General features: G+C 37.9%; 9 protein-coding genes. 5 read left to right on the top strand and 4 right to left on the bottom strand.

Annotated elements, in window-relative coordinates; translation table 11 throughout:
* Positions 1-291 precede the first annotated feature (291 nt).
* On the bottom strand, positions 292-1146 hold the full coding sequence (gene thiD / locus ACFIL8_RS01135) for a bifunctional hydroxymethylpyrimidine kinase/phosphomethylpyrimidine kinase (RefSeq protein ID WP_375612742.1): 855 nt from the start codon (positions 1144-1146) through the stop codon (positions 292-294).
* A gap of 129 nt (positions 1147-1275) precedes the next feature.
* On the opposite strand from thiD, the gene ACFIL8_RS01140 reads away from it, so the two are divergent.
* The 3 genes from ACFIL8_RS01140 to ACFIL8_RS01150 all read left to right on the top strand — a co-directional run bounded on the left by ACFIL8_RS01140 (position 1276) and on the right by ACFIL8_RS01150 (position 5338).
* Positions 1276-2082: a lysophospholipid acyltransferase family protein gene (locus tag ACFIL8_RS01140; protein WP_375628565.1), complete on the top strand. Its 807-nt coding sequence runs from the start codon at positions 1276-1278 to the stop codon at positions 2080-2082.
* A gap of 691 nt (positions 2083-2773) precedes the next feature.
* A complete protein-coding gene (locus ACFIL8_RS01145; RefSeq protein ID WP_375611309.1) occupies positions 2774-3871 on the top strand; it encodes a D-alanyl-D-alanine carboxypeptidase family protein in 1098 nt (365 codons plus the stop codon).
* A gap of 405 nt (positions 3872-4276) precedes the next feature.
* A complete protein-coding gene (locus ACFIL8_RS01150; protein ID WP_375688770.1) occupies positions 4277-5338 on the top strand; it encodes a CobW family GTP-binding protein in 1062 nt (353 codons plus the stop codon).
* An 890-nt stretch (positions 5339-6228) separates the two neighbouring features.
* Here ACFIL8_RS01150 and ACFIL8_RS01155 read toward each other — a convergent pair.
* From ACFIL8_RS01155 to ACFIL8_RS01165, 3 genes are all read right to left on the bottom strand, one after another.
* Positions 6229-6978: a L,D-transpeptidase family protein gene (locus ACFIL8_RS01155; protein ID WP_375628563.1), complete on the bottom strand. Its 750-nt coding sequence runs from the start codon at positions 6976-6978 to the stop codon at positions 6229-6231.
* Positions 6979-7018: 40 nt separating this feature from the next.
* A complete protein-coding gene (locus ACFIL8_RS01160; protein ID WP_375611312.1) occupies positions 7019-7975 on the bottom strand; it encodes an acetyl-CoA carboxylase carboxyltransferase subunit alpha in 957 nt (318 codons plus the stop codon).
* Between the two features lie 78 nt (positions 7976-8053).
* Complete coding sequence (locus tag ACFIL8_RS01165; RefSeq protein ID WP_375611313.1) at positions 8054-8992, bottom strand: site-specific tyrosine recombinase XerD; 939 nt, start codon at positions 8990-8992, stop codon at positions 8054-8056.
* Positions 8993-9252: 260 nt separating this feature from the next.
* On the opposite strand from ACFIL8_RS01165, the gene ACFIL8_RS01170 reads away from it, so the two are divergent.
* Positions 9253-9885, top strand: coding sequence for a shikimate kinase (locus tag ACFIL8_RS01170; protein WP_375606223.1), 633 nt, complete (start codon positions 9253-9255; stop codon positions 9883-9885).
* The gene (aroB, locus tag ACFIL8_RS01175; RefSeq protein ID WP_375638134.1) at positions 9860-10993 is read left to right on the top strand and encodes a 3-dehydroquinate synthase; all 1134 of its coding nucleotides are present in this window, start codon (positions 9860-9862) and stop codon (positions 10991-10993) included. The genes ACFIL8_RS01170 and aroB overlap by 26 nt, the downstream gene beginning before the upstream one ends.
* Positions 10994-11555 lie beyond the last annotated feature (562 nt).

The raw sequence follows: 11555 nt of genomic DNA on the forward strand, positions 1-11555 counted from the left end.
AGCTTTAATATCGCCTTGTAAAAGGTCTTTCCCTCTACTCTTTTTGCTATCAAATCCTGATTTTACAATTCCTTGCTCTCTTTTTTATACTCAAAATTGCCTCTAAAACAGGATAGATTAATCGTAAAAAATATATAAAAGAAGCAAATTATAACATTTTTTCTTATCCTTCTTAATACAAAATAACTGTTAAGCTACAATACGCTAACATTTATCAGTCATAAGTCCAAAACATCATATAATGACGAAACAAATTCATAGAGTGAAGATTTTTCACTATCAACCGTTGTATTAATCTTTCCATAATGCATAAAAATGATGAAGCGGCCCTCGCCCTTTCCCTACTTTTAAAGCATCTGAGGCAGTTAAAGCGCCATGCAAATAATCTTTTGCTTGTTTAACAGCGCAATCCAAAGGTTGGGTAGGTAACAGAGCTGCAATGGCAGCAGAAATGGTACACCCTGTCCCATGATCATGAGTAGTTGAAAGACGAGAAGCTTCAAGTATAACAAGGTTTTCACAATCACAATAAAGATCTGGACTAGAACAATCGTAATTTTCTGTACTATTTTTGGTCAGCGTATTCAAATGTCCCCCTTTTAACAAAACTGCATGACACCCTAGCGCCAAGAGTCGTGGAGCATATTGATACATAGTCTCTAAAGACCATTGCACTTCACGCCCCAATAACAGTGCAGCTTCAGGCAAATTTGGCGTGATCAAAGTTGACATCGGCACAAGAACATCACGCATAATTTCAATTGCATCAGACTTTAAAAGAACATCACCACTTTTTGCAACCATAACCGGATCAAAAACAATGAAACGCGCTTTATGATAAGCAAGACGTTCTGCAATAACCTGTGCAATCTGAGCATTTGCAACCATACCAATTTTAACGGCATCAACATGGATATCCTCAAAAACAGAATCAATTTGATCTGCAACAAAAGAAGCATCTAATGCCTGAAAAGAACGCACACCCTGAGTATTTTGTGCAACAACAGCTGTAACCACACTCATACCATAAGTTTTCATAGCTGAAAAAACCTTCAAATCCGCCTGCATTCCAGCGCCACCAGAAGGATCTGTTCCCGCAATAGATAAAATCCGTGGAATAAAAAGTTTATCTTTTTGTAATTCCATTAACCTCTTTCCTTCTGTTTTTAAATATCGGAAAATGAGTTACCGAAAAAATAGATGCTTGAAAAAACATAAAGAAGATGTTTTCTCATGTGAATTATATTATATATGAAGTCTTCTTATAGATATAAAATGGAAAATGTAGTGCTTATCCTTCGTTCTATTCTTTTTACGTTCGCTTTTTATACAACAACTTTCATACAAATGATTCTTTACGCTCCCGTTTATTTTTTAATGCCCCGCAAAAAGGCATGGATTGTCCCTAAAACATGGGCGCGCGTTACACTCTTTTTGCAAAAATACATCGCAGGCACAAGTTATGAGATTGAAGGTTTAGAAAATCTTCCCAAAGGACCCTATATCATTGCTCCAAAGCATCAATCGGCTTGGGAAACTTTCAGTCTTGTTCCTTATTTTGATGATCCCACTCTCATTTTAAAACGTGAATTGATGTGGATTCCATTGTTTGGCTGGTATATGGCAAAAACGCAAATTATCCCCATTAACCGCACAACACCCATCAAAGCCTTAAAAATGATTATACAAAAAGCAAAAGAGAAAGTAAAACAAGGGCGCCAAATCTTGATTTTTCCCGAAGGAACACGCCGACAACCCGGTCAAGAACCAGATTATAAGTCAGGAATTGTCGCGCTCTATAATGAATTAGGACTTCAAGTTGTTCCTATTGCACATAATGCGGGTTTATATTGGCCACGCAATAATTTTCGCCGCTATCCCGGAACAATTCGTGTCCGTATTCTTCCCCCGATAGAGGCTGGTTTAAGCAAACGTGATTTTCTAGATCAACTTGTCCAAAAAACTGAAAAAGCGTGTGATGAACTGCTTCTCTTAGCAGCTCAAGACCCTACCCCTCCTCCTATGCCACCATACGCTGTTCAGAAACTTCAAAAACTAAATCAACATGAAACAATGCACTGATTGATAAGAATAATGCATAACTTTGTATATTGAGCGGAGTATAGGGAAAAAAATATAAGAAAGATACTTCAAACTTTCTAATTTAAAATTGTAAAACACTTGTACATGATAAGAAATGATCAATGTGTAAATTTTTTTGAAAAAGAATTCTTCCTCTCTTTAAAATCATTTAAATAACATACATCTCATTGATTTATAAGGATGTTTTAGCGTTATTCAACTTGAATGAGAACCCTGAATACCGTAAGATTTTCTCATTTCAAATCTATTCTAGGTTGAATCAATTAGAATCATTTTCTTACACATTACAAGCGGGGATATCTGTGTGAATAAAACGATACAAGAAAAGATTAAAATGCTTTTTACGAACCGTCTCAAGTGCCAAGGGCTATCCTAACAGGAGAGCAAGAAAAATGCATGATTATGCAGATTCATTCCTTTCTGAGAAATTCAATCCCTCCAAGAGCCTGAAATCTTGTACAATCTTCATTATTTAAAAAGTATTTCTTGAGATACTTAAGTCATCAAACCAAATTCAAGGGGAAAATAAAAATGAGAATTGGTTTTTATCCCACAGACACAACGGATACAGCAATTAACCATCTTTCCTTCCTATCCTAGACTTAAATGCTTTGTGTGCTACATTAAAACAATTCTAAATAACGAATAAGAGGGAACTAGATTTAAATTAATGCGACGTCTCTTCTATAATTTATTTTTTTCTGTGATTTTGAGTTTATCCAGCGCTGTTGCTCTAGCGCAGCCTTTTATTTCTGTTGATGTTACAACGAGGCGTATCTTAAAACATAATCAAGCTTTTGAGCGTTGGTATCCTGCTTCCTTGACAAAATTAATGACCGCTTATGTTATTTTTCGTGCCATGAGCCGAGGGGAAGTTTCACCAAACAAACATATCACCATCAGCGAATACGCCGCAAAAGCTCCCTCATATCGTTCAGGCTATAAAGCTGGTTCTGTACTCACACTTGATACAGCCTTAAGTATCACCATGGTTAAATCTACCAATGATTTAGCCATTGCCATGAGTGAAGCTGTTGCGGGTTCACAGAAAGATTTTGTACGTAAAATGAATAGCGAAGCTAAACGTTTAGGCATGTTTGGCACCCATTTTGCGAACGCAAGTGGTTTACCAGATCCTCAAAACTACTCCACGGCACGCGATATTGCTCTTTTAGCCGTTCAAATACGTCGAGAATTTCCACAATATGCTCATTATTTTTCTATTCCAGCCATTGATTTTGGTAATAATCGAAAAATCCAACATAACTCAAACAACCTCATTGGCCGTTTTTATGGGATAGACGGTATGAAAACAGGATTTATTTGTGCCTCTGGTTTTAATCTTGTTGCCTCAGCCACCCGCAATAAACGTACAATTATTGCTGTCATTCTAGGTGCTAACAACATAAGTGAAAGAGAGGAAAAAGCTGCACAACTTCTTGAAATAGGATTTTTGCACCAAGGAAGCCCCCAATTAACACTAGCAACATTAAAACCTTATGGGAGCAACATAACACAAGCCAACAATATGAGACAACAAACATGCACACCTGAAGCCATAAAAATGCATGCAAATTCATATGATGATCAAGGAAATATTATTCTCACCTCACCTTTTATCACTGCTCCACCTTCTTTTTCTCATCCTTTATCAGTACACCTCATTCGTACGCCACAAACACCTAAAATGACAGTAAAACCACTAAGAAAACCCTATATTCCGTATAAAAGGCACGCAAACCATTCTATAAAAAGCCATAAATCATAATCTACAATTAATTATAATACTTTGATTTATAATGATAATTAATTATTTTGTACCTTATGTCAAAACCACAAGTATTGTAAGATTCTCTCATTTCAAATCTGTATTTGTTGAATCAATAAAACCAGTCTCTTGCGCGCCACAAGGTGGATGAACATGTAGATAAAATAATTAAAACAAGGAATAAAAATCCTTCCTATAAGTCCTTTCAAGAACCAAAAATTATCATAACATTGACGCTAAAAGTGTATAATATACCCACGTGCACCTACCTTTATAAGCGTAAAGATAGTGGTACAATGGATTTCATGGGGGATTAACCATTATATCCCTCACGGACATCATTATAAATTGCTTAGACATACTGAGATATATTTTTTAAAAACAAAACTATGATTGATGATTAACATGAAAATAAAGCGCATCCCTCTCACGCTTATTACGGGTTTTTTAGGCTCTGGCAAAACAACTTTGCTCAACCGTATGCTACAAGACCCTCTTCTAACAGAATGTGCTGTTATCATCAATGAATTCGGCGAAATCAGTATTGACCACCTTCTGGTTGAAAAAACGACAGAAGGAATTATTGAGCTTGCCAATGGTTGCTTATGCTGTAATTTACGCAGTGATCTCATCGACACATTAATTGATTTAATAAATCGCGTTCAGACAGGACAGATCAAACAACTCCATCATATTATCATTGAAACCACAGGGATGGCTGATCCCGCCCCTATTTTACAAATACTTTTAAGCCACCCATTGTTTATTCAAACATTGTCCATAAATGCTGTTCTTGCAACATTTGATACATTAAGTCCTCTTTCCATATGTAAGCGCTATCCTGAAATATATAAACAATTAATATTTGCTGATAAAATCATTCTCACCAAAACAGATCTTAGAGACCCACAAACGCTTTCAGATGCACTCCTTAGCACACTTAAAACAATGAATCCTACAGCACAAATCATTGACGCCCATTCTAAAGATTTCTATTCAAATCTATTAATAAATAACACATTATGGGATGAAAAAGTAGAAAATACAAAACTTAAACAAAATCTTATGACTACCCCACATGATCATACCCCCCATAAAACCATTCGTACCTTTTCACTAAACTGTGAGGGTCCTGTTGATTACGCCACAATTGAAGCTTTTTTAGATCTCCTACAAGAGCGTTATGGTACAAAATTATTACGTATTAAAGCAATTATCGCATTGCGTGATGACCCTTATCGCCCACTTGTATTACATGGCGTACAAACATTTTTTCATCCTCCCATAAGATTGCCGGCATGGCCAAAAGGAATAAAACAAACACGTTTTGTCATCATTGCCGATGGTGTTGAAAAAGACGCAATACAAAAGCTCCTCAATGCTTTTTTTAATAAACCAGCAATAGATACTGCAGACAAAACAGCTCTCTTAGAAAATCCTCTGGTCATTCCAGGAATAAAATTTTAATTTTTTCTCCCCTTCAATGATATAATATTAAATTCATTGGCACCACCATCTTTATGCTTTTAAAGAAGCAAACCGGCACCATTACACACTTTGCTAATTCCCAATGTTGAAACAAGCCCTTGGTACTTGAGACGGTTTGTAAAAAGCATTTTAGTCTTTCTTGCACAGTTTCACCCACGCGGTTATCCCCGCTTGTAACGTGCAAGAAAATGGTTTTAATTTATTCAACATGGAACGGCTTTGAAATGAGAGAATCTTATGGTATTCAGGGTTCTAATTTAACTTGAATAACACTAAATTATCATTATAAATCAAATTGTTATGATAAAAAATTTAATACCCATCAATCTGCAAACAGATTGTTTTCTCTCTAAATGCGCTTCATCTGCAAACCACTTCATATGATTCATTTCACAGACCGATTGGCCAAATTCTTGGTTCTAAAATATTCTGCTCAACTCTATGTTTACTCAAGCTAATTGAAATCAAAATCCCTGTTAAGAAAAAAACCAAAATCAGACAGAGGCAATATCGCATTTTAAAATATGTGAATGTATCTTATATAACAGCACGACAAGACAATATTTTACAGCATAAAAGAATAAAACTCTTTGAAAGAAATAAAAAGAGAGGTACATTTCATGTTAACTTACTCTTCACTAAAAACGAAGATTGATACCAGTAACGATGTGCAAACAATCCAACTTCTTTGAGAAAATTCCTCTTGGCTTCCCACTTCATATGATTTACTTACATAAAGCTCTATGAAAAAACTCTGCGCTTTAAAATATTGACTACTCACTTAAACACCTTATGTGCAAAGTTTTTGCATATCCTGTATCACCATTATTAAGTGATAGTGTTTACGGTGCTGTAGGATACAATAACACTCACTGCATTAGAGAAACTGAATTTTTATCAATATCGCGATTAAAAACGTAACGTTTTCCATAAACCTCAACAGTTGGAGGTTGACGATTTTTTTCAAAAAAATCATAACCTTTCTTAAGCATAACCCAGAATTGATAATGAGGATTCTTGCTATGACGTGACATATTATCCTTGGTCATGCGGAAAGGAAAAGCCTGCAACTGAAACTCTCTTTGTCCTCCTTTAAAAGCATCCCGTGCAAACGCATAAATCTGAGCCATGTTCTTATCACTCATAGAATAACAACCTGCGGAAAAGCAAGAACCATGCACCATAAGATTGCTTCCTGTGCGACCATTTTCCTGATCATAAAGGTTAGGAAATCCTATATTAAAAGAGAGATAATATTTTGAATAAGGATTCATTTGGTTTGCGCTAATAGTATAAAAACCCTCTGGTGTCTGAAGATCCCCTTCTTTATATTTAGGTCCAAGCTTACCAGACCATTTGCAAATGCCATAGCGAGCAACCAAGATAAAAGGTCCTGAACGAGATTGCTTCCAAACTTCAGCAAGATTTTCTTCCTTAAAAAACCGCATCATAATCGGTGCATAGGGATCTATATCATACAGAACCATTCTATTTTTGATTTCTTGCGGCAACGGCTGCTCAACTTTAGCGCGAATAGAGGCTGGTAATCTTCCTTCACATGCTGTCAATAGTCCCATTACAAACAACACACACACAGCAAGGAATCTGCTAAATGTCATCGAATAAAACTCCAATCCAACACCCCTCACAAAAAATAACCTATGTTAGAGATCGACCAATTTGAAGGTATTTTTCCCTTCGCTCTTGTTTAAGCACTTGACCATCTTTTCCAGCCATAGCTTTTAAAGCTTCTGAAATAACATCACCCGTTGCATCAATGACAATCTCTTTGCCACGATGCGCTCCCCCTAAAGGTTCCGAAATAATGCCATCAATAATCTTTAAGCGATACAAATCTTGAGCGGTAATACGCATATTCATTGCAGCATCTTTTGCACGAGCTGGATCACGCCATAAGATAGAAGCTGCTCCTTCTGGTGAAATAACAGAGTAAATTGCGTGCTCCAACATATAAACTTTGTTGGCAGCCGCGATTGCTATCGCCCCTCCAGAACCGCCTTCTCCAATAACAACGGAAACCACAGGAACTTTCAAACGCAAAGTTGTAGCTGTTGATTGAGCAATTGCTTCCGCTTGCCCACGTTCTTCAGCGCTTACCCCAGGATAAGCACCTGCTGTATCAATAAAAGTGAGGAGTGGCAAACCAAAGCGGTCAGCCATTTCCATAATACGTACAGCTTTACGATAGCCTTCTGGACGCGCAGAACCAAAATTATAGCGCAAACGTGTTTGCGTATCGTGACCTTTCTCTTGACCGATATAAGCAACGGCCTCACCTTTAAAGCGTGCAAACCCCGCTTGAATAGCCTCATCTTCAGCAAACTTGCGATCTCCGGCCAAAGGCGTAACGTCACTCAATAGGCGTTTAGAATAGTCCATAAAATGGGGACGATCCGGATGACGAGCGACTTGTGTTTTTTGCCACGGCGATAATTTTTTATAAATATCGCGCAACGCTGTTTGGGAACGCGTTTCAAGACGAGCAATCTCGTCACTCATATCAAGACTGCCTTTTTCCTGAGAAATTTTTTTTAATTCAAGAATTTTCCCATCAAGATCAGCAACTGGTTTTTCAAAATCAAGATAATTATACATTTGTGTCAACTCATTCAGTGTCACTTATACACTTATAATTTGCTTTATAAAGTCTTTTTCAAAAACATCACCTTTTCTTTAACGAGCCTTTTGCTCATCGGCAAGTGGATGATGCTCATTGACTAAACGATAAAGTCCCTCTTCCAACACATGGGTATAAATCTGAGTGGTAGCAATATCAGAATGACCTAACAAATGTTGAACGGCACGCAAATCAGCACCATTTTGCAAAAGATGACTAGCAAAAGCATGACGCAACACATGGGGAGAAAAGCTATCACTTCCTATCCCTGCTCTTCTAGCGAGATTTTTCAACTCTCGTGCAACGACTTGACGAGCAATATATCCTGTCTCGGAATGCGCAGGAAAAAGATAAGAACTCGTAGCGTCCTTTCCCTGATCACGCAAATTTAACCACTGTGAAAGAACTTGGCATGCTTTTTTTGATAACAGCACCATTCGTTCTTTTTTGCCCTTACCACGAACCAAAACGCTGTATTCATTCCTTCGAACAGACTGAACCGGCAGACTCACCAACTCACTAATACGTAACCCTGTTGCATAAAGCATTTCAATCAATAGCTGAAGACGCAGTGCACGGAAATAACCTTTGGACCCATAGTCTGCTTGGTTGACTTCTAACTCCGCAAAATCAAGCAATTTTATCACTGCATCTTCACTCATGATTTTGGGCAAAGGACGCCTCTGACGAGGTGCATCAATATCATGAGAGGGATCATCTGCTCTCAACCCTTCAGCATAAAGGAATTGATAAAACTGACGCAAAGTTGATAAACGGCGCGCTTGCGACGATGCCGCAAAACCAAAAGTATGCATAAGTGACAAAAGAGTAATTAAATCTTCTTTTTGTGCTGAAAAAAGCGAAACAGAGTGTGAAGACAATTCGTCTTGTGCCCACTGCAAATCATGCTGATAAGCCGCAAGCGTATGAGACGAAGCCCCTCTCTCCGCACTCATCATCTCAAGAAAATGATCTATCACAGCACCACTTTTCATTTCATTGATTCGCTTCCGTAGAAAGATTCCATGAATTCAAGGGAACATCAATGTACATATCCACAGTTACTGGTTCAACCCAAACCACAAGAGCACCCATTATAATGAAAAGAACAGAAAGCAAAATGAAAAGAATCATCAAAAATCTAGTCAATGTTGGCATAAGACAATAACCTACCCAAAAATATTCTATCTCGTATTATGCCTCACAAAGATTAACAGGAATTGACTTTAAGATGGATAAATGCCGAAATAAAGTTATGAAAAGCAATCGACAAAAACGCGTCCCCATAACACAAATAAAGAATCAGCTCTTATCGTCCCTTGATAAAAGAGCACTTGTCCTTGTTGGTCTTATGGGGGCAGGCAAATCAGTGATCGGAAAACGCGTCGCCACCATGCTTCGTTTACCTTTTTATGATTCTGACCAAGAAATTGAAAAAGCTGCACAAATGACAATCACGGAACTCTTTGAAATTTATGGTGAATCCGAATTTCGTGCTCTTGAACAGCGTGTTATTCTAAACCTCATGAAAAAAAGTCCCCTTGTTTTAGCAACAGGTGGTGGTGCCTACATAAATGAAAATATCCGAAAAGCCATTCACCAAAATGGTATATCCATATGGCTAAAAGTCGATCTTGATATCCTCATGCAACGTGTCTCAAAGCACCCAACACGTCCCCTGCTTCAAACAGCCAATCCTAAAGAAACCATGCAAAAACTCATGGAACAGCGTTATCCTATCTATGCAAAGGCAAACTTAACAATTAACAGTCATAAAGAAAGCCGTCATACCGTAGCACAAAATGTTATACGATCCGTACAGCACTACCTATACACAGAAATTAACAATAGGGATAACCAGCATGCAAACCAAAACCGTCACTGTTAAACTGGACAAACACTGTTACGATATCATCATTGGTCCGGGTCTGATTACACAAGCTGCTTCACAAATTAAACATGCTCTTAATAAAAAAGATCCTCATCAAACGCGCTTGGCACTTGTTACAGATACAAATGTTGCTTCCCTTCATTTGGAGATATTGCAAGCAGAATTAACAAAAAATAAAATTCATACTGTCCCTATTATTGTAGAAGCGGGAGAACAATCAAAATCATTTTCAACCCTGCAAGTTGTTATCGATCAAATTCTTGCTGCACGCTTAGAAAGAGGCGACTGTGTTATTGCTTTTGGCGGTGGTGTCATTGGTGATCTAGCAGGATTTGCGGCAAGTATAATCCGCCGTGGCATGAACTTCATTCAAATGCCCACAACGCTTCTTGCACAAATTGATTCTTCTGTTGGTGGAAAAACGGGAATCAATAGCCAATATGGCAAAAATCTTATTGGTGCCTTTTATCAACCACAATGCGTTATTGCTGACACGTGTCTTCTTGATACCCTGCCACCGCGTGAATTTCGCGCTGGCTACGCAGAAATAGTAAAATACGGTCTCATTAACCAACCTGACTTTTTTGAGTGGCTTGAAAAAAATGGGCAGAAAATTTTCTCTAACGGCCCTATGCGAACAGAGGCCATTGTTCGCTCATGCCAATTTAAAGCTGCCATTGTAGCACGTGATGAGTACGAAACGGGAGAGCGCGCACTCTTAAATCTCGGCCATACATTTGGACACATGCTTGAAACAGCAACCGCTTATGACTCCAACCGTTTAATCCATGGCGAAAGTGTAGCAATTGGGATAATTCTAGCTCATCAATTCTCTGCTCAATTAAATTTAATAAGCCCCACGCTTACACAACGCATTGAAGCGCACTTCAAATCTATAGGATTGCCTACACAATTAAAGGATATCCCAGGGTCTCTACCAGATGCTGAAACTTTAATGACTCTCATTGCCCAAGATAAAAAAGTTTCGCAAAACAATTTGACTTTCATATTAACACGCGGACTTGGCCAATCATTTATTGCAAAAAATGTTTCACCAGATGCAGTTTTATCCTTTTTGGAACAAAAATTAACAGAAATTCGTTAATTCATATTGAATATAATTGATTCGTTTTTATACTTCTATTAAAGATTAAATATGATGATGTCTGCGTAGCTCAGTAGGATAGAGCACAGGATTCCTAAAGAAATTGGGCACTTTGAGGAGAAATCCTCAAAGTGAATCTGCTCAAATTCGGGGAAAGCTTCATGGGCGACTATATGCCAATCCCGAGCCAAGTCTCTTTTCAAATGAGAGAAAGGTGTAGAGACTGAACGGGCAGCACCTAAAGAGCAAAAGCTTCAAGGTGAAGAGACAGTCCAGACCACAAACAGCCGATAAGGCTGGCGGTGAAAATCGAAGTGGTATGAATCCTGGGGTCGCAGGTTCGAATCCTGCCGTAGACACCATCGTATCAGTCAAATTATTCTTTGTGCACAATATTAGGAATATAGGGAAGCATCATGAAAAAAACTTTGCACATTTTAGGATTTTTCACCGCTTTAAGTTTATCACTCTTCAGCTCAAACAATAGCTTAGCTGGTTCTTTAATCATTGAAGTACCAGACAATCCAGAGCCCAAAACAGAGACCATTACCTATCAGTGTGA

This window comes from Bartonella sp. AP57NXGY (assembly GCF_042195805.1).
Lineage (GTDB): Bacteria > Pseudomonadota > Alphaproteobacteria > Rhizobiales > Rhizobiaceae > Bartonella.

Coding starts and splice junctions, on each gene's coding strand:
- thiD (WP_375612742.1), bottom strand. CDS start 1,146: ATGGAATTACAAAAAGATAAACTTTTTATTCCACGGATTTTATCTATT.
- ACFIL8_RS01140 (WP_375628565.1), top strand. CDS start 1,276: ATGGAAAATGTAGTGCTTATCCTTCGTTCTATTCTTTTTACGTTCGCT.
- ACFIL8_RS01145 (WP_375611309.1), top strand. CDS start 2,774: ATGCGACGTCTCTTCTATAATTTATTTTTTTCTGTGATTTTGAGTTTA.
- ACFIL8_RS01150 (WP_375688770.1), top strand. CDS start 4,277: ATGAAAATAAAGCGCATCCCTCTCACGCTTATTACGGGTTTTTTAGGC.
- ACFIL8_RS01155 (WP_375628563.1), bottom strand. CDS start 6,978: ATGACATTTAGCAGATTCCTTGCTGTGTGTGTGTTGTTTGTAATGGGA.
- ACFIL8_RS01160 (WP_375611312.1), bottom strand. CDS start 7,975: ATGTATAATTATCTTGATTTTGAAAAACCAGTTGCTGATCTTGATGGG.
- ACFIL8_RS01165 (WP_375611313.1), bottom strand. CDS start 8,992: ATGAAAAGTGGTGCTGTGATAGATCATTTTCTTGAGATGATGAGTGCG.
- ACFIL8_RS01170 (WP_375606223.1), top strand. CDS start 9,253: ATGAAAAGCAATCGACAAAAACGCGTCCCCATAACACAAATAAAGAAT.
- aroB (WP_375638134.1), top strand. CDS start 9,860: ATGCAAACCAAAACCGTCACTGTTAAACTGGACAAACACTGTTACGAT.